Below are 19,498 nucleotides of genomic sequence, written 5' to 3'. Positions count from 1 at the left end.
TCATTCGATCACGAGAAGCGGCTCGCCGTATTCTACCGGCTGCCCGTCTTCGACCAGAATGGCGGTCACGACGCCTGCACGTGGTGCCACGATGTCGTTGAAGGTCTTCATCGCCTCAACGAGCAAAAGCTTGTCGCCCTTTTCGACACGCGTCCCGATATCAATAAACGGTTTGGCGTCGGGGGAGGGGCGGAGGTAGGCGGTGCCAACCATCGGTGACGTCACATTGCCGGGATGATGCGCGTCGGGTTTGGCCGGCGCGGAAACCGCAGCCGGGATCGGGGCCGGCGCTACCGGGACGGGGGCAGCTGCAACAGGCACATGCACCGCCGTCGTCACGTTGCGCGCCACACGAATGCGCAAGTCCCCCTTCTCGACTTCGATCTCGGTGAGATCTGTCTCGGAAATCAGGCGGGCCAGTTCGTGGACGAGTTCAGGATCGATCGGGCTTTGCTTGGCTGTTGGCAGTTTCGTCATTGAGAGGTTCCGGTAGCCTTGGCGGCAGTCTTGTGAGCTTTGGTACGATCGCGCTTTTCAAGGATTGGCACGAGCGCGTCAAAGGCCAGATCGTAGCTCGCTGCGCCGAAGCCGCAGATGACCCCGATCGCGACTGCAGCGATTGTGGAGTGGTGGCGAAATTCCTCACGCGCATGCACATTCGAGAGATGCACTTCGATGGCGAGGGCATCGACGCTCTTGATCGCGTCGCGCAAAGCGATGGAGGTATGGGTATAGGCGGCCGCGTTCAGGATGATGCCGGCGCCGGCCAACCCCGCTTCCTGGATGAAGGTGACCAAATCGCCTTCGCTGTTGCTCTGGCGGAAGGTCAATGCGACGTCACCCTGAGCGGCCGCACGATCGCGCAGGCGCTGCTCGATATCGGCCAGGGTCAAGCTGCCATAGGTTTCAGGCTCGCGCCGTCCCAGCAGGTTGAGATTGGGGCCGTTGATGACGTGAATCGCGACCATATCCGCTCGAAGGTTACGCCAAAACGAAAACGGGGGTCTTGGCTGATTGAGTTCAGTGGCAAGATTGACCCAATGGCAAGAGAACTTGGTGGCTGCGATCAAACTGCCAACAGAATTCCCGAGCCACGACGGTGCCCTGCCGCTCCATCGCAAGGGCGCGTATTAGCGCGAACCGCGAGCGAGGGGAAGAGCAGGCGGTCCGCACCGATCGTCGCGCGACGACCTCGTCTCCCAAACGACCGGCGCAGGGCTCGCTATCGGGTTAGGAACAGGTGGTACGCCCGCATTGACGGACAGCGGCAATGGCCTGTTTCAGCGGATCATGCCCAACCGCGCCGAAGACCACATCCTTGCCGAGCACGAAGGCCGGAGTTCCAGTCAGGGAAAGCCGGTCTCCCAGCGCGAGCGTGTCCCTTACTTCCGCCTTGAGCGCTTCTGAGGTCGCGTCCTTCTCGAGGCGGGCCATATCGAGCCCCATTTCCTTCGCGACGGCGACCGCCCGCTCTTTGCCGACGAGACCCTTCGAGCTCATCAGGCGGCTGTGATAGTCGAAGAACTTCTCTCCTGGGAGCTGATGCTGGGCAGCCCGCGCGTAGAGCGCAGCATCCAGCGATTCAGGGCGGAGAATTGGGAAATCCTTCAGGATGACGCGCAGCTTGGGGTCCTGCTTCACGAGCATGGTGACATCGTCAAGAGCGCGCTTGCAGTAGCCGCAGTTATAGTCGAAGAACTCGACAAGGGTGACGTCGCCCTTCGGATTGCCGACGACGATATTGCCCTCGGCCTCGTAGAGGGCGGCCATCTCCCCCGCCACGGCATCTTCCTGCGCCTTGCGCTGGCTCTCCTGCTGGCGCTTCTCCAGCTCGACCATAGCTTCCTGAAGCACCTCGGGATTGCGAAGGAGATACTCCCGCACGACCTGCTCGATCGCCGTCTTTTCCGTGGCCGACAGTTCCGCGGCCGCGGCTGGCACAGAGAAAAGTGGCGGTGTCGCGATGAGCACCGCGGCGATGGTTGCGGCGCGCGAAAGGAACGAAAAGCGCATGCACGATATCCAATCTGTCAAAAGCGTTCACACCCTGTGCGCCCGGATTGTGTCACTTACCCGGCGGCCGCTCCGGTTGATAGGCTAAAATGTCATCGGCGCGCAGCCAGGCTGGCGAATTCGGCTTGAGCTTCGCTTTCGCGCGGGTCGCCTGCGTGGCGGCTTGGTCCCATTCGCCTCGGGCGAAATAGTACTGGCTCGCCGCAAGCTCGGCCATGCCGATATCTCCCTTCCGGGCGTAGGCCGTCGACAGATCGCGGAATGCGCCGGCGAGCTCCGGCTCACGTTGGGTCGCGTTCGACAGCTCCCGTATGGCTTGGTCGGTGGTGCTTGGATCGCCGGAGGCGACCATAGCGCGACCGAGCATGGCACGAATCAGCGAAGAGGACGGGGCGAGGGCGACGGCCTGACGCAAGGGCGCGATTGCCTCGCGTGCCCGGCCGCTCTCTAGCAGAGCCTGGCCCTTCATTTCCCAGAAATAGGGATTTTTGGGCTGTTCCCGCAAAAGTTCGTCCATCAAGGTCACGGCCTGGCTGGATCGGGCTGTCCTGTAGGCGAGGATCGCGCGGGCATAGCGCGCCGCCACCGAACGGTCGCTGGGGGGATAGCGGCGCATCACCGTCTCGGGCCGCTCTGTGAAGCCCGACAACTTGGCGCGCATCAGCTCATGCCTGGCGACGAGGGATGCGGAATCTTTCGCGTTGTAAGCAGGGCTCTTGGTGGCCAGCAGCTCAAGGGCCGACATCCGCTCCTGGGGCAGAGGATGGCTGAGCACATAAGGGTCGAGGCCGGACGTGCGGAACAGCGCGTTGTCCCCCATGCGCTTCATTGTGTCGAGCAGGCCCTTGGCCGATTGCCCGGTCGCGGTCAGATAGCGAACGGCCGCCTGATCCGCGGCTTGTTCCTCCGAGCGCTGGTAGGATAGGAGATTACGCCGAACGAGTTCCTGTGATCCGGCCAGCACGCCGCCCGCACCGACGCCACCCTGGCCCACACGCCCGCCGGCGGAGCCGACCAGGGCACCCGCACCGGCCAGCATGCCGACTACCGACAGGATTTTCGCATTGGCAATTTGCTGGTGCAAGCGCGCGAGATGCCCGCCGGCGATATGGCCGCTTTCATGGGCGAGCACGCCGATGATTTCGTTGGGGGTGCGCGAATCGATCAACGCGCCGGTATTGACGAAGATCTTCTGCCCATTGGCGACGAAGGCATTGAAAGTGGGGTTCTGAATCAGAATGACCTTGACAGCACTGACGCGAATGCCCGCCGCTTTCAGAACCGGCGTGGCATAGTCCATGAGGAGCTTCTCGATCTCCGCGTCCCGTACGATCATCTGGTTCCGTTCGCCACTTTGGGCTCGGACCGCGACGGGTACCGCGATCATGGCTGCGCAACTGACGCCCGCAATCAGGCCCCGCGTGATGGTGGTTGCCGTCCTCAGCGGAGCCAGCGACGGCCGGAGAAAGCGAAAAGATCGGGAGAAACGCATGCTGATAAAACGCACTCTTTCTTAGATCAGGACCAGGATTGCACGTCAGACCCACGCGACGACATGCTATCGGGACAAATTGCCGAAATTCAGTCAAATCAGAAAGGCGTCATCACAACGGACGCCTGCTTGTTGCAAGGACCTTGTCTATCATGATCAAGCCGCTGTCGTCCGCTTCCCAAGACCCGGTCGGCCCTCGTCTTGCCGCGCGGATGGCGCATGTCGCCCCGTTCTTGGCCATGGATGTCCTGTCCGCGGCCAAGACCAAGGAGCGCGCGGGGGACAGCGTGATCCACATGGAGATCGGTGAGCCGACCGCAGCTGCCCCCCGTCTTGCCCGGGAGGCCGCTCAGGCCGCACTCTCCCTCGGCCGCATCGGTTACACCGAGGCACTGGGCCTGCCGAGCCTGCGCGAGGCGATCGCCAGTCACTATCGTCGGCTTTACGGGCTCAGCCTGGCACCTGAGCGCATAGCGGTGACGACGGGCTCCTCGGGGGGATTCGTGCTGGCGTTCCTGGCGCTCTTCGAGCCGGGCGCAAGGGTCGCGATCGCCTCGCCCGGCTATCCGGCCTACCGCAACATCCTGCTCGCGCTTGGTCTTGAGCCGGTGCCCGTCCCAGCCAGTGCCTCATCCGGCTGGGTCATGCAGGCAGAGATGCTGCGCAGCCTCCATGCCGAGGCGCCGCTCTCGGGCGTCCTGACCATGAGCCCTGGAAATCCCACCGGCACCCTCATGGGCCGCGAGGCTCTCGAAGCGGTGGGGCGGCTCTGCCGGGAGCTTGGTCTCTGGTTCATCTCCGACGAAATTTATCACGGCCTCACCTATGAGGCGCCTGCTGAAACAGCACTTGCCTTCGATGATGATGCCATTATCGTCAATTCATTCTCCAAATACTTCTGCATGACGGGCTGGCGTATCGGCTGGCTCGTCATGCCGGAGCGGATCGTGCGTCCTGTCGAAAGGCTCGCGCAGAATCTCTTCATTTCCGCGCCGTACCTCAGCCAGATCGCTGCTGAAGCGGCCTTTGGCGCGGAGGAGGAGCTGGAGGCGATCAAGGCAGGCTATGCTGCCAACCGCGCGTTGCTCCTCAACGAGCTGCCAGGGATCGGCCTCGGCCGCCTCGCGCCGGCAGACGGCGCATTTTACGTCTATGCCGACATCTCACGTTTCACGAACGATTCAATGGACTTCTGCCAACGCCTGCTGGCGGATACGGGCGTGGCAGCGACGCCCGGGCTCGATTTCAATCAGGACGAAGGTCATCGCTATCTCAGGCTTTCATTTGCGGGTTCAGAAGAAGATTGCCGGGGAACTGTCGAGCGGCTCCGCAATTGGTTGCCGCATATCTGAAGCATACCCGTGATGTTCTGGAGTGGAGACTGAGGCTGGGTGAGCATGCATCACTATACAATTGATGTCGATCTGATAAATCGCTGAAGTTTCTATTAAATATTTATATTCGCGCATCATGCATTAATTCCGGCGCAGATAACGTTATTGTCCGCAGATATTTATGCAATTTGAGGTGGATTATTTTGCTTTTTTTAAGAGTTTTTCATGACGGATATTATTTCTTCGGTCGGTGGACTTCTTCTCGCGACCTACACTCACATGCCTATGGGCGCGGCCTTCTTACCCTTTGCTCCACCGCCGTTTCAGGGGGCGTATACGCTTGAGCAAGTGACAGGCGATGTTGCAACCCAGGGGCCAACCGGCACTCCGTCTGGACCGATCGATTGCAATGGCAAACTCAATCCCGGATGGGTCAGCGACGGCTCGCATACACGCCAACCTTCGCCTTCGTCGTGCCCGACGGCGAATTCTGGCGCAACTGGAACGACGGCTATAGCTGGCAGCAATGGCAACAACGGGAGCACGGTTACTGGGACGCAGCAGCCGAAAGAAGCCGATAAGGGCGATCACAAGGGTAACGAGCCAAACGCTCAGAGCGAAGGCCAGAAGGCCGAGAGCAGTGCCCAAACGCCTTCCGCCGATACCGATGACATGACCGCGCGCAACGATGTGCGGCATGGCCCCTCGCGGATCGATGTGGCGCAGATGGCGCTCTCGGCGCAACGCTTCAGACGAGCGCTCGTGACGCAGCATCAACTGAACGCAGGCGGAACTCAAGCGTCCAATGACACGAAGGCCCCCGGCCGCCCGGACGGAACGCTCTGGATGTCACCGGTGCTCGGATTGGGGCATACCACCGCGACTGGCGGCGGGGCGCTGCGCTACGACAGCAAGGGCGTTTTCGCCGGGATTGACCGAAACTACGGCAATCTGCTCGTCGGCGGCATGATCGGCCATCTTTCTACCTCCGGTCGAAGCCCGAATGGCACAGTCGATCACCACGGCATCCAGGCGGCCATCTACGGCCGCGCGGATCTCGGATCGTTTATCCTACGCGGCGATTTCGGCGTATCGCTCAGTTCCTACGGTCTTAGGCCGAGGGTCTTTGCCACTGATACAACGCAACGTCTCGGCGCGACGGGTTACGGACTGTCGGGAAGTGCCTTCGCCGGCTATGTCGTGAAGATGTGGGGGATGCGGGTCGTTCCGGAAATCGGCCTGGAATTCGACCGGATCGTGTTGGCGGGGTCAGGAGCTGCAGCCGAGGCCGCTCGTGCCGAACTCGCTCGCACCATGACGGCCGACAATCTCCGGGGGCTTGTCGGTGGACGCCTGGAAATGCCCATGGCTCGCAAGGGTACCGACGACTTGGACCTCAAGCTGACGGCATATTGGGCGAGAGATCTTGCCGCCGAGCGGCTCTCAACTGCGCTCCCTATTCCTGTCGTTTACGACCAGCCGGCCCTCAACCAGCCGGCTCCAAATTCGCGTAGACGCTCACCTGATGCCGCAATCCTCGGGGCCGCGATCGAAGGCCGTCTCGGCAAGGCCACGACTCTCTCCGCAAGCTACGTAACCGAACTGCGGCGCGCGGAGGCAAGTCACACGGTGCTCGCGGGCTTGCGCGTCAACTGGTGATCGTGTTCCGGACTTCCTGATCGTATCCTGCTTTCTCGACGCCTGATACGATTGCGCGGGGAGGCTGCCCATCACATGGCAGCCTCCCACTCACCGCAGATCGCATATCTCTTTCAATCTGTTATAGACAGCAGGCCGCTTGGCTTGCTCCCGTCTCGCTTCCTGGACGCTGATTGCCAGCCCTCGGCGGCAGAGGGAAGAAGCCAGGGATCACCATGAATATCGCTCCGCCCCCGCCCCAACACGGCACACTCACCCATGCCGAGGTGGTGTCGATCATCCTGGGCGTGATGCTGGCGATGTTCCTGGCCGCGCTCGACCAGACGATCGTCGCGACAGCCCTGCCGACCATCGGCCGCGCCCTTGGTGACGTCGCCCACCTGCCATGGATCGTGACCGCCTATCTGCTCGCTGCAACCGCAGTGACGCCCCTTTATGGCAAATTCAGCGATGTCTATGGTCGACGTATTACGCTGCTGGTGGGCATCGGCATTTTCATCATAGGGTCCGTGCTCTGCGCACTGGCGCCGACAATGCTCACGCTGATCGTCGGCCGGTTCATTCAGGGGCTCGGCGGCGGCGGGCTGATTGCGCTCGCACAGACGATCATCGGTGATATTACCTCGCCGAAGGAACGCTCCCGTTATCAGTCTTTCATCGCATCGGTATTTCTGTCCGCGAGCGTGTTGGGACCGCTGCTGGGCGGCTTTTTCGCCGACAAGCTGCACTGGTCCTTGATTTTCTGGATCAATCTGCCGCTCGGTTTTCTGGCCTTCCTGATGACCTATCGGCAATTGCGCAAGCTGCCACGGCATGAGCGCAGACATCGCATCGATGTGCTGGGTGGGGTGATCCTGCTCGCTGCGACCGTTTCCTTGATGCTGCTGCTGAATTGGGGCGGCATCGCTTACCCTTGGTTCTCTATGGAAATCATCGGGCTCGCGGTGGTGTCGCTTCTCGCCTGGATCGCCTTCGTCGCCCGCCTGCATGCCGCGCCCGAGCCTTTCCTGCCGTTATCGCTGCTCAAGAATCAGGTCGTTCGTACGGGCAATGTCTCGACTGGCTTCTCTATGGGCGCTTTCATCGGCCTGTCGATCTATCTGCCGATCTATCTGCAGACGGTCTATCATTTCAGCGCCGGGGCGAGCGGCGTGGCGCTGATACCGTTGATGGCAGGAACAGTGTGCGGCGCCTTCATCTCGGGCATACTGATGCCGAAGGTCCGGCACTACAAGCGACTGCCGATGGTGGGCTTGTCCATCTCGACGCTGGGCCTGATCATCCTCGCAATCCACCCGCAGCCCTTGCCTCTTCTGGTGCTGGAAGTGATCTTCATCGTCATCAGCATGTCTTTGGGCACATCACTGCCGGTGACTACGATATCCATCCAGAATGCGGTGCCCCTGCACCAGCTCGGCATGACAATGGCGCTGATGAATTTTGCGCGGCAGTTGGGCGGCGCTGTAGCCGTCGCCATCTTCGGTGCCATTGTGCTCGGCCTGTTGTCACACAGCGGAGAAGGCTTAAGCCACGAAAACCTCTCTGCCGCCTTCTCCGCGAGCACGATGGATTTCGCGCCGACATTCCGGTGGGTTTTCATCGCGGCCGCGATCTGGTTCGGCATCGCCCTGTACGCCCTGATCCGCATGGAGGAGCGCCCGTTGCGCAGCACGATCGGCGAGGCGCCACCCGCGGCCATGGAGTAGCGCCCCGAAGTATCAAGCGGGAAATAAAAAAAGGGCGGTCAAACCGCCCTTTTTATTATGTTTTGCTGAACCGGACGCGTTGCCGAATGACTTCGCGTGGGTCTGCCGAAGCGGCCTAATTGCCCGAGATGGTGGCCTTCGCGCGCGACCACCAGCCCGTCCGCTTGGGCCGATTCTGGGCAGGCTCGGAAGCCCGGCTCGGCTCAGCCTCGGGCGCTTGCGCGGCCGCTGCGTCCGCCGGAGGGGGCGGTTCGGTGGCGGGAGCGTCCGGGGTATCGGCGCTCACCTCGGCCTTGGCCTTCGAGGTCTTTGCCCGGGCCGTCGCTCCGGCCTTGCGAGGCGCGCGGGCTGCCTTCCTCTTCGCGGGAGCCGCATCCGCTTCGGCGGCAGGAAGCTCGGGAACCACCTCGTCACCAGACGCGGCCGCCTGACTGGGCGCGGCATCCTCCTGCGCCATGGAGGTTTCCTTTGTTGCTGACGCCTTACGGCGCCGGGGCTTCGGCTTCGCCGTAGTCTCGGCTGGGGCCGTAGGTGCTGCCTCTTCCGCCGCGCTTTCGGCCGGAGCAGCCGTGGTCTCGGCTTTCGCAGCCCTTGTGGAGCGGCGACGCTTTGGCTTGGCGGCAGGCTCGGGAGCCAGGGGTTCCGCAACGGCTTCTGCTTCTTCGCCTGCGGAGGTCACCGGCGCATCCGGTGCAGCATCTACCATGGGTTCGGCAGGCGGCGGGACATCGTCAGTGACGGGCGTGCCGTCATCGGAGCGCGCGACGGCCGGCACTTCGCCCTGAACGTCCGTGGCCTCATCCGCGGCCATTTCGGAAACGCCATCTGCGTCGTCGTCATCTTCGGACGATTCATGGCCGGCTGCTGTAGCCTGGAAGCCGTTGGCGAGCTCACCGCGATTGTCCCCACCGCGACCACCGCGCCGACGGCGCCGGCGGCGGCGGCGGCGGCCGCCTTCGTCGCCGTTGCCGCCTTCAGCTTCGCGACGCTGGCCGTCGTGGTGACGGCCGGCGGAATCGCCCTGAACCGCCGTGACCGGCTTGTCCTCGTCCTCGGAGGCTTCGCCCTCTTCCTCGGTCTCGGAGACCGGCTCGTCCTCCTCCTCTTCGGGAATGATGGTGTCAACCTGCACGCGAGCCGGGAACATGGAGGGTTCGGGCTTGACTGCGAGCTCGCCGCGCTCGAGCGCGAAATGCGTGGCACCGACGAAGCTCTCGTCGGCGACGACGGTGATCGTCACGCCGAAGCGCATCTCCAGATCACGCAGATGGCCGCGCTTCTGGTTGAGGATATAGAGGGCGACTGTCGCAGGTGTCTTGATCGTGACGTTATGCGTGGCGCTCTTCAGCAACGTCTCCTCGACCGACCGGAGGATGTGGAGCGCGATCGAGGGCGTCGCACGCACGAAGCCGGATCCCGCACAATGGGGGCAGGGGACGGAGGAGCTCTCCAGCACGCCCGTGCGGATGCGCTGACGTGACATTTCCATGAGGCCGAAGGCCGAAATGCGGCCGACCTGGATGCGCGCGCGATCGTCCTTCAGACAATCCTTCAGCTTCTTCTCGACCGCGCGATTGTTGCGCTTTTCCTCCATGTCGATGAAGTCGATGACGATAAGCCCGGCCAGATCGCGCAGACGCAGCTGGCGGGAAATTTCCTCGGCTGCCTCGAGATTGGTCTTGAGCGCGGTGTCCTCGATATTGTGCTCGCGGGTCGAGCGCCCGGAATTCACGTCAATCGAGACGAGCGCTTCGGTCGGGTTGATAACGATGTAGCCGCCGGACTTCAGCGTCACCTGATTCGAGAACATCGCATCGAGCTGGGACTCGACACCGTTACGGACGAAGATGGGAAGGTTTTCACGGTAAGGCTGGACCGCCCTCGCATGGCTCGGCATGAGCATGCGCATGAACTCCTTCGCCTCCCGGTAGCCCTCCTCGCCGGACACGTGAACTTCGTCGATGTCCTTGTTGTAGAGGTCACGGATGGCCCGCTTGATCAGCGAACCTTCCTCATAGACAAGGGCCGGGGCGGTTGACTTCAGCGTCAGCTCGCGCACGCTTTCCCATAGACGCAGAAGATACTCGAAGTCGCGCTTGATCTCGGCCTTGGTGCGCAGGGCGCCGGCCGTGCGCAGGATGATCCCCATTCCATCGGGAACCTCGAGTTCCTGCGCCATTTCCTTCAGACGCTTGCGATCGGCAGCGTTGGTGATCTTGCGCGAAATGCCACCGCCGCGGGCGGTGTTGGGCATGAGCACGGAATAGCGGCCGGCGAGCGACAGATAGGTGGTCAGCGCAGCGCCTTTGTTACCGCGCTCCTCCTTCACCACTTGGACCAGCAGCACCTGGCGACGCTTGATCACCTCCTGAATCTTGTACTGGCGGCGCAGCGGACGCTGGCGACGATCCGGCAGTTCCTCGGAGGCATCCGCCGATCCGCCAACCTGTTCGACGATGTTATCCTCATGCGCGGCGTCGTCGCCGTCATTGTCGCCATCCTCATCGGAGGTGACGGCGGAGGTTTCTTCCGCAGCTTCGGAAACAGCGCGCTCGCCTTCCTGCTGGTCGCCGTTCGCCTCGGCATCGGCAGCCGACGTGGCGGGCGCCTCGGCTTCGTCATCGCTGACTGTCGCTTCCTCGCTGTTCTCCGCCGCGGCGGTCGCGGCGCCACTCACTGTTTCGTCGTCGTTGCGGCGACGCTCACGTCCGCGCCCATTGCGGCGGCTGGCGGCCCGCTCTTCGTCCCGCTCCGCGTCCCGCTCCGCTTGCGCTTCTTCCTCGATCAGGGCCTGTCGGTCGGCGACCGGTATCTGGTAGTAATCGGGGTGGATCTCGCTGAATGCGAGAAAGCCGTGCCGGTTTCCGCCATACTCGATGAAGGCCGCCTGGAGCGAAGGCTCCACACGCGTGACCTTGGCGAGATAGATGTTCCCACGCAGTTGCCGACGGTTGGCAGACTCGAAATCGAACTCCTCAACCTTGTTTCCGCGAACCACGACCACCCGGGTCTCTTCCGGGTGGGCCGCATCGATAAGCATTTTGTTGGCCATTGTTAACTCTCGTATGGGCGGCTGTCGCGCGGAGAGTCATGGGCCTGGACGTCTTGATGCTGAAGGCCATGGCGCCGCTGTGGAGCGACGGTCTGCCAATCGGGAACAATCTGCCAGTCCAACCCGCCGGAGAGGCGGGGACACGCGAAAGCACGCTGACGCGCCGGGGGAGGCCGGCGCCAGATGGAAGTGAAAGATGGGATGCACAACGGGCCGGGCGGGGACGGCAGGCGGAAAACACGGACGGATGCGCAAACTCCGCCGCCGTGTCTGTGACGGCCAGCGTTGCTGCGAGGCGTGCCCGATCCGGTGAGCTGCCCATATCCTCCAAGCCTTTAACTCATGAAGCCCGCGAACGCCGTGGCCGGTTTCCGCGAGAGGCCACGGATGCACCGCAGCCATTATTTCAGTTCCGTACCGAGGTGCCCGACTGGCAGGCGCAGGCCGTGGGGGGCCCAGCCGTCTTGCTTGTCTGGCTGCCGCCGCGCTGGTCCTTGAAGGCGCCGCGCGTACACCGAAACGGAGACATGATTTCATTACAGACGCATAGCCGCCTTTGGCAAGCGTCATCCACAAGGTGATATGCGCGCAACGCTGTTTCCAAACCGTCAAGGAGCCTGAATGATTGATTAACCATCAGTGACGTATGCCTTACATAGTGGGGCGGATCAGAAGCTTCGCGTGCCGGCCGGCGAAACGATCGAGGGGGATCGATCGAGGCCAGCGCGGATGATGGAGCGTGAATGATACGGATGCCTTGTGTACACGACGACTGAAATCCAAAAGCGCCTCGTGCGTTTTGCCCTAGCCGGGGTGCTTCTGCTGCCATTGTGGGGCTTTCCTGCTGGCGCCGGGGCCACAGACGGCCGGCCAGCGGATGCGGCCGCGCGCCAGGCCAACATGGTCAGGGCCACGGCGGTCGCCGTCGATGCGCGCAAGGACACCGCACGGCTGACATTCACGCTCTCGGCAGGCGTTGAGGCAAAGGCGTTCCTCCTGGAGCGGCCGGACCGGGTCATCATCGACTTGCCAGAGGTCAATTTCCAGTTACCGAAGAATGCAGGGCGCCCACCTTCGGGCAAGGGGCATTTCATCGGATCGTTCCGATTCGGTCTGTTCGCGCCCGAGCGCTCGCGTGTGGTCATCGACCTGCGCGAGCCAGCACTTGTCGGCCGCGTCGAAACCGTCCCCACGGCCTCTGGAGCGGAACTCGTCATCGAACTGAACAAGGCGACGCGCGCGGCGTATCGCAAGGCCGCGCTTCGGCCGATGGTCGATTCAGGCGATGGTTTGCCCGGTCAACAGCCACCGGATCCTCCGAAAGCGGTGACCCACGGCCCCAAGAACGAGGCGCTGCCGCTGGTGGTGATCGATCCTGGTCATGGGGGTATTGACCCTGGTGCCCAGACGAGCGAGGGCGTACTCGAGAAGGACGTCGTCTTCGCATTCGCCCAGCGGCTGAGGGACATACTCGAAGCATCCGGCCGTTATCGCGTGATGATGACGCGCACGACGGACACCTTCATTGCCTTGGGCGCCCGCACCAGGGTGGCCCGGCAGGCCGGTGCCGATCTCTTCATTTCCATCCACGCCGATACGTTGGGGTCCGGCGGAGGAGTGCGCGGCGCAACGATCTACACGGGCTCCGATCTTGCCACCGATCTCGAGTCCGCTCGCCTCGCCGACAAGGAAAACCTGGCCGACCAAATCGCCGGGGTCGAGGCGGCGGAAGATCCCGATGAGATCGTCGGTATCCTCGCCGATCTCACCAAACGTGAAACGCGGACGTTTTCGAACTCATTTGCCGGAAATGTGATCGACAGCTTCAGGGGCACGGTGCTTCTGAACAAGAACCCCCACCGGTCGGCCGGATTCCGGGTCCTGAAGGCTCCCGACGTGCCGTCCGTGCTGGTGGAACTTGGTTATCTCTCAAGCGCTAAGGACGCGGCGCTTCTTGTTTCGGATGAGTGGCAGAAAAGTGCCGCCAGCGCGCTGAACGAAGCCATCAGCCGCTATTTCTCCCAGCGTTCGCCCACCGAAAAAGCTGGCGGTGTCGCCTTTTCTCCATAGTTGTCGGTGATGTACCAGGGTACAGACCGGCTGCGCTGGCACTGTTGCCTCACCTTATGGTAGAAGTAATCGTTTGGGGGCTGGCGGGATGACCGATCGACAGGGTGTTGGGAGGGGCTCGTTTTCGTGCCTTCCCGGCGTCGGCTTTGGACCAATTGTATGCGACTGATTCTGCGCTTTATCGGCTTTGCGTTCACGGCGGGCGCTATCCTGTTCCTGATTGGTGCCGGCGTGGTTGGCTACGTCTTCCACCATTATTCCCAGGATTTGCCGGATTATACGCAGCTTGCGGACTATGAGCCCATGGTGACGACCCGCGTTCACGCGGGCGATGGCGCCATTCTGGCCGAGTACTCGCGCGAGCGCCGGCTGTTCTTGCCGATTCAGGCAATCCCTCCGCTGGTCGTCGCAGCCTTCCTGTCTGCTGAAGACAAGAACTTCTATAAGCACGGCGGCGTCGATCCCGAAGGCGTGGCCCGCGCCGTGATCAACAACCTGCGCAGCAGCGGCCGCCGTCAGCAAGGCGCATCGACGATCACCCAGCAGGTGGCGAAGAACTTCCTGCTCACCAACGAGCAGACCTATGAGCGTAAGATCAAGGAGTTGATCCTCTCGCTCCGTATGGAGTCGGTCTATTCCAAGGACCGCATCCTCGAACTCTACCTCAACGAGATCTATCTCGGCACGGCTGGCGGTGGGCCAGGCAACTACGGCGTGGCTGCCGCTGCGCTCAATTATTTCGGCAAGTCCGTCAATGAGCTCACCCTCGCCGAGGTGGCCTATCTCGCGGCGCTTCCCAAGGCTCCAACAAATTACCATCCCTTCCGGCAACGGGAGGCAGCGATCGAGCGTCGCAACTGGGTGATCGACCGCATGGTCGAGAACGGCTACGTCTCGCGCGCGGATGGTGACAAAGCCAAGGCGTCTCCGCTCGGAGTGTCTCCACGCTCGCTTCCGGAGAGCTCGGCGGTTGCCGGCTTCTTCACGGAAGAGGTCCGTCGCGAGCTCGCGGAGCGTTACGGCGAGAAGGAGCTATACGAGGGCGGACTTTCCGTTCGCACGACGCTCGACCCCACTATGCAGGTTATGGCGCGCAAGGCCCTGGTCGATGGTCTCGTCCGTTATGACGAATCCCATGGCTGGCGCGGAGCGCAACAGAAGATCGATCTCTCGCAGGGTGAATGGGGTGCGGCCCTCGCTCAGATCAAGGCTTATGGAGACGTGAAGCCGTGGCAGCTCGCCGTGGTTCTCTCCTCGGATGCCCAGAAGGCGACCATTGGCCTGCAGCCCGCCCGCGAGCCGTCCGGTGCGGTACATACCGAACGGCAGACGGGCACCATCGGTCTTGACGGTATTCGCTGGACGCGCAAAGGCCGCGTCAACGCCGCGCTGCAGCCGGGTGATGTGATCTACGCCGAGCCGATCGACGGCAAGGGCGCCCAGTTCCGTCTGCGCCAGATTCCTGAAATCGGTGGCTCGCTCGTCGCGATGGACCCCAATACCGGCCGTGTCTTTGCGATGGTGGGCGGCTTCTCCTTCGACCAGAGCGAGTTCAATCGCGCGACGCAGGCTTGGCGCCAGCCCGGCTCTTCCTTCAAGCCCTTCGTCTACGCGACCGCCCTCGACAACGGCTATACGCCGTCGAGCATCGTCGTGGATGGCGCGTTTGAGCTCGATCAAGGGCCTGGCCTCGGCGTCTGGCGCCCGGAGAACTACAACAGGAAATTCGCTGGCCCGCGGACGCTGCGTTACGGTATCGAGCAGTCGAAGAACCTGATGACCGTCCGCCTGGCGCATGACGTCGGCATGCCTCTTGTCTCCGAGTACGCCAAGCGTTTTGGCGTCTATGACGACATGCCGCAGCTTCTCTCCATGTCCCTTGGCGCTGGCGAGACAACCGTGCTGCGGATGACGACAGCTTATTCGATGTTCGTGAACGGCGGCCGCCGCATCAAACCGACCTTGATCGATCGCATTCAGGACCGCTGGGGCAAGACTGTTTATCGGCATGACGAGCGCCAATGCGTGAATTGCAATGCCGATTCGTGGTCCGACCAGCGCGAGCCGACCCTGGTCGACAAGCGTGAGCAGGTTCTCGATCCGCTCACGGCTTACCAGATCGTGTCGATTCTTGAGGGCGTCGTGCAGCGCGGCACAGCGACTGTCGTAAAGAGCGTCGGCAAGCCCCTCGCCGGCAAGACCGGGACGAGCAATGACGCGAAGGATGTCTGGTTCGTCGGCTTTTCACCGGATCTCGCGGTCGGCGTTTTCCTCGGCTACGATAAGCCGCGCTCGCTTGGCGGGCGGGTTTCCGCTGGCGCGCTGGCTGCGCCGATCTTCCGCGACTTCATGAGCATGGCCCTCAAGGACAAGCCGGCAACGCCGTTCCGCGTTCCGCCGGGCATCAAGCTCATTCAAGTCGATGCCCATTCGGGTCTGCGCAGCTCCGGCGGCGGGAAGGGAACGATCCTCGAAGCCTTCAAGCCGGGCACTGCGCCACCTGACGGGGTTGCCATGGCAGCTGGCGGCGGCGCGACAGGCGCTGTGAACGCCGACAGCGGAGGGCGGGGCGGTGTCGGTGCCGGTACCGGTGGCCTTTACTAAGGGGGCCGCTCACCGTCTCGGATAGCCCCTCCAGAGCCGTTGCTGCGCGCCGGCGTGGTTGAAGAGGCGCCGCCGCCTTCCCATAATCCCTTCACAGCATCGCACCCGGTGCCGGTTTACAGTCGGTCGCCCGATGCTCTATGAGCACAGGGTCGCGTGTGCGACTGAACATTCACAGAGACATTTGCTAGCCATGCGAGCCGAGATCGAAGCTCTCGTCGAAACCACCAAGCAGTCCGTGGGACTGCTGAGGAGGCATCTTTGACTGGGATGCTGCAACAAAACGCCTGGAAGAGCTGAACGCTCTCTCTGAGGATCCGAATTTCTGGAACGACGGCGAAGCCGCGCAGAAGATGATGCGCGAGCGCACGGAACTCGAAGACCGCTTGTCGGCGATTGCTCGCATCGAGCGCGAGCTCGATGACGCTATCACTCTCATCGAACTCGGGGAGATGGAAGAGGACGCGAGCGTCGTCGCCGAGGGGGAGGCGGCCATAAAGGCGTTGCAGGCGGATGCCGCCAGGCGCCAGGTCGAGACATTGCTGTCCGGTGAGGCCGACCAGAACGACACGTATGTCGAGATTCACTCCGGTGCCGGCGGCACCGAGAGCCAGGACTGGGCACGTATGCTCATGCGCATGTATGCCCGCTGGGGCGAGCGCAAGGGTTACAAGGTCGAACTCATCGAAGAGACCGATGGCGAGGAAGCGGGGATCAAGTCGGCCACATTGCTGCTCAAGGGGCACAATGCCTATGGCTGGCTGAAGACGGAATCTGGGGTCCATCGGCTCGTCCGGATTTCCCCTTTCGACTCCAACGCCCGGCGACACACGAGCTTCGCCTCGGCCTGGGTCTATCCGGTGATCGACGATCGTATCGAGATCGATATCAAGGAATCGGATTGCCGGATCGATACCTATCGTTCGTCCGGTGCCGGCGGCCAGCACGTCAACACCACCGACTCGGCGGTTCGCATCACTCATATTCCCACAGGCATTGTCGCGGCCTGTCAGAACGAGCGCTCACAGCACAAGAATCGCGCGACAGCTTGGAATATGCTTCGCGCGCGTCTTTACGAGCTCGAACTGAAAAAGCGTGAGGAGGCGGCTTCGGCAGAAGCCGCTTCGAAGAGCGAAATCGGCTGGGGGCATCAAATCCGTTCCTACGTGCTGCAGCCCTATCAACTCGTCAAGGATCTGCGGACGGGGGTGACCTCCGGGACACCTCAAGACGTCCTTGATGGGGAGCTTGATCCGTTCATAGAGGCATCGCTCGCCGCGCGCATCTACGGGTCTGCGGACAAGGTCGAGGACATCGACTGATCGGGCGTTCCGCCTATGCCTATCCGATCGCCGGTCGGGCAGGGGAGGCGGGCGCGCCTAGCGAATCTCGGCCAGGAGATCTGCTGCACGCAGGAAGCGGGTCGGGTTGATCGCCTCCCCCCCAATCCGCGTCTCGTAATGCAGATGTGGGCCGGTCGAGCGCCCGGTGCTGCCGACCCTGCCGATCTGCGTATCGATCGTCACGAGCGTTCCCGGGCGCACGTCGATTTCCGCGAGATGGGCGTAGCGCGTGACCACGCCATTGCCGTGGTCCACTTCCACCATCTTACCGTAGCCCCCCGTATAATCCGCGACGGTCACTCGCCCTATTCCTGTCGGGAACACGGGCGTCCCCTCCGCTTGGGCGAAATCGATGCCTGAATGGAGCGCGAGCCCCCGCGTGAACGGATCCGTGCGGACGCCGAAGCCGCTTGTGATCGTAGAATCGAACCCCGGTCGGCGCAGTGGGAGGCTGTCGACTGTACGACGCAGCTTGTGCAAGCTGCTCAGGTGGATCTGGGCTGTCACGGCAGAGCGCGTGAAAAGATCTGTTTTCGCGTTGTCCAGCCCGACGAGCGGCCCACCTTGTGCCGACCGCTGACCGACACCGATGATCGTGTCCGGATCAAGCCCGATCTCGGCAATCACGCCCTTCAGCAGGGATGAGTTGCGCTGCGCATGCTGGCTGAGACCATTGAGTGCCGCCAGGTGGCGTCGGTCCATCGCGTCCGCGAAGCGCTTTGCGCGCAGGATGCGCTCGCCCAGCGAATACTTATCCGATGAGAAATGGGCTGGAAGGCGCGGGGAACCGAAGTTGCTCGGCTGAGCAGGGGGAGGGGGCTTGGAAATGCTGACCCCATTGGCGGGCGGTGTACTGGGGGGTGTGAAGACGCTGACTCCCGCCGCATCGCCGGCGACGATGGGACCACCTACGGGCATATTGGCCTGCCTGATCAGCGAATCGATCATCGCCTGGCGATCCTCAAGCTGAACCTGACGCTTGAGGAGTTCCATAATACGCTCGTCAAAGATGTCCTGATCGATCACCTGCTTATCGGTGACTTCGTCGAGCCGCCCGCGAAAGTCACGCAGGCGGTCCTCGTATTCGTAGCGCAGTGCGGCCTGGCGAGAGACCATCTTGCTGACGAGTCCGTCTCTGAAGACGAAAGCCCAGGTTGCCGTAGCCGCCCACGCCACCGCCAAAACGAAGGCGATCGCGAAGGCAAGCGCGACAGGACGACCGATGAAGATGTAGTCGCGCTTGGCCTGCCCAGCGAAGCTGAGGTTCCTGAACGGTTCGTCCCTTCCGAGCAGGCCCTGCCCCTCCGCCATGCCGATTCGCCCCCGGTCTGTCACAGATAGGGGGAAATTAATGGCATCCCGCGGTTAAATCACCGTAAAAGGTTGTTACGAGAATTATACGCAACCTTCGGTAGATTTTCTTTTGATATCAGGTGCTTTGAGCGAGCGGATCGACCATGCCAGCATTCGGACGTCGCAGATCATCGCGGCCTAAAGCGCACGAGCGGCGGAAAGCACAGCTTCCGCATGACCAGGCACGCGCACCTTGTGCCATATCTGCGCGATATGGCCGGTTGCATCGATGAGGAAAGTCGTACGCTCTATACCCATGTAAGTGCGGCCGTAGAGCTTCTTCTCCCCCCAAACGCCGTAGGCCTCGATTGCTGCCTTGTCGGGATCGGCGGCGAGCGTCAGGGCGAGGCCATGTTTGGCCTTGAACTTGTCGTGGCTGGCGAGATCGTCGGCCGACACGCCGATGACCTCTGTGTCCGCTGCCGCGAACTTGGCGCGCAAGGCGTTGAAGTCCATCGCTTCCCGGGTGCAGCCGCTGGTGTCGTCCTTCGGATAGAAATAAAGAACCACTTTCCGACCACGCAGGGAGGCAAGGGAAACCGTCCTGCCGGCGCTGACCGCTAATTCGAAATCCGGCGCGGCGGATCCGCTCGTCAAGGTCATAGTGCCTTCCTTTCGTCAGATTGAGGCGGTTTAGAGTGCGTCGGGAAGGCGATAGCCTCCCGCGAATCCGGTAAACTTCCAGCGCGTTGTCGCGATCTGCCATCGGCATTCGCGCAGGATCGGCTATAGTATCTGCGGGTGTCTGGCGCAGCTGAATTTATGGCCGCCGATCCGCGGTCGCTACCGTATGCCGACAGGTGATGCCGAGCGATTCTCATGCAGCAAGGAGCGGGAATGCCTTTTGGTCCGTCGTCTCTTCGACCCCAGGC

At 62.3% G+C, this 19,498-nt stretch carries 13 protein-coding genes; 6 read left to right on the top strand and 7 right to left on the bottom strand.

Going from position 1 to position 19,498, the window contains the following annotated elements; all coding sequences use genetic code 11:
- The 4 genes from accB to KIO76_RS19255 all read right to left on the bottom strand — a co-directional run bounded on the left by accB (position 1) and on the right by KIO76_RS19255 (position 3,349).
- Complete coding sequence (gene accB, locus KIO76_RS19270) at positions 1-477, bottom strand: acetyl-CoA carboxylase biotin carboxyl carrier protein (protein ID WP_213324751.1); 477 nt, start codon at positions 475-477, stop codon at positions 1-3.
- Positions 474-968 (bottom strand): type II 3-dehydroquinate dehydratase, encoded by a 495-nt coding sequence (aroQ, locus tag KIO76_RS19265; RefSeq protein WP_213324750.1) that lies wholly within the window; start codon positions 966-968, stop codon positions 474-476. The genes accB and aroQ overlap by 4 nt, the downstream gene beginning before the upstream one ends.
- A 262-nt stretch (positions 969-1,230) precedes the next feature.
- On the bottom strand, positions 1,231-2,013 hold the full coding sequence (locus KIO76_RS19260; protein ID WP_213324749.1) for a DsbA family protein: 783 nt from the start codon (positions 2,011-2,013) through the stop codon (positions 1,231-1,233).
- Between the two features lie 52 nt (positions 2,014-2,065).
- A complete protein-coding gene (locus KIO76_RS19255; protein WP_249729650.1) occupies positions 2,066-3,349 on the bottom strand; it encodes a M48 family metalloprotease in 1,284 nt (427 codons plus the stop codon).
- Positions 3,350-3,657: 308 nt separating this feature from the next.
- Between KIO76_RS19255 and KIO76_RS19250 the strand changes: the two genes are divergently transcribed.
- The 3 genes from KIO76_RS19250 to KIO76_RS19240 all read left to right on the top strand — a co-directional run bounded on the left by KIO76_RS19250 (position 3,658) and on the right by KIO76_RS19240 (position 8,204).
- Entirely contained in the window at positions 3,658-4,857 is a 1,200-nt protein-coding gene (locus KIO76_RS19250) for a pyridoxal phosphate-dependent aminotransferase (protein ID WP_213324748.1), read from the top strand.
- 207 nt (positions 4,858-5,064) lie between these two features.
- The gene (locus KIO76_RS19245) at positions 5,065-6,498 is read left to right on the top strand and encodes an autotransporter outer membrane beta-barrel domain-containing protein (RefSeq protein ID WP_213324747.1); all 1,434 of its coding nucleotides are present in this window, start codon (positions 5,065-5,067) and stop codon (positions 6,496-6,498) included.
- Between the two features lie 215 nt (positions 6,499-6,713).
- Positions 6,714-8,204 carry an MDR family MFS transporter gene (locus KIO76_RS19240; protein ID WP_213324746.1) on the top strand — a complete coding sequence of 497 codons (1,491 nt, stop codon included), beginning with the start codon at positions 6,714-6,716 and terminating at the stop codon, positions 8,202-8,204.
- A 115-nt stretch (positions 8,205-8,319) separates the two neighbouring features.
- Here KIO76_RS19240 and KIO76_RS19235 read toward each other — a convergent pair whose 3' ends face one another.
- Positions 8,320-11,256 carry an Rne/Rng family ribonuclease gene (locus tag KIO76_RS19235; RefSeq protein ID WP_213324745.1) on the bottom strand — a complete coding sequence of 979 codons (2,937 nt, stop codon included), beginning with the start codon at positions 11,254-11,256 and terminating at the stop codon, positions 8,320-8,322.
- A 759-nt stretch (positions 11,257-12,015) separates the two neighbouring features.
- On the opposite strand from KIO76_RS19235, the gene KIO76_RS19230 reads away from it, so the two are divergent.
- The 3 genes from KIO76_RS19230 to prfB all read left to right on the top strand — a co-directional run bounded on the left by KIO76_RS19230 (position 12,016) and on the right by prfB (position 17,252).
- Positions 12,016-13,326, top strand: a complete 1,311-nt coding sequence (locus KIO76_RS19230; protein WP_291976442.1) for an N-acetylmuramoyl-L-alanine amidase — start codon at positions 12,016-12,018, stop codon at positions 13,324-13,326.
- Positions 13,327-13,485: 159 nt separating this feature from the next.
- On the top strand, positions 13,486-15,930 hold the full coding sequence (locus KIO76_RS19225; RefSeq protein WP_213324744.1) for a penicillin-binding protein 1A: 2,445 nt from the start codon (positions 13,486-13,488) through the stop codon (positions 15,928-15,930).
- A gap of 193 nt (positions 15,931-16,123) precedes the next feature.
- A protein-coding gene (gene prfB / locus KIO76_RS19220) for a peptide chain release factor 2 (protein ID WP_213324743.1) occupies positions 16,124-17,252 on the top strand; the annotation gives its coding sequence in 2 pieces (ribosomal slippage) (positions 16,124-16,192 and positions 16,194-17,252; 1,128 coding nt in all).
- 57 nt (positions 17,253-17,309) lie between these two features.
- Here prfB and KIO76_RS19215 read toward each other — a convergent pair.
- Both KIO76_RS19215 and KIO76_RS19210 read right to left on the bottom strand, forming a co-directional pair.
- Positions 17,310-18,584, bottom strand: coding sequence for a M23 family metallopeptidase (locus KIO76_RS19215; protein WP_213324742.1), 1,275 nt, complete (start codon positions 18,582-18,584; stop codon positions 17,310-17,312).
- A 180-nt stretch (positions 18,585-18,764) separates the two neighbouring features.
- Positions 18,765-19,229 (bottom strand): peroxiredoxin, encoded by a 465-nt coding sequence (locus KIO76_RS19210; RefSeq protein ID WP_213324741.1) that lies wholly within the window; start codon positions 19,227-19,229, stop codon positions 18,765-18,767.
- Positions 19,230-19,498 lie beyond the last annotated feature (269 nt).

Source organism: Chelatococcus sp. YT9 (assembly GCF_018398315.1).
Lineage (GTDB): Bacteria > Pseudomonadota > Alphaproteobacteria > Rhizobiales > Beijerinckiaceae > Chelatococcus.
Note: the sequence above shows the minus strand (reverse complement) of the source record. Positions and strands in the feature narration are given on the sequence as shown.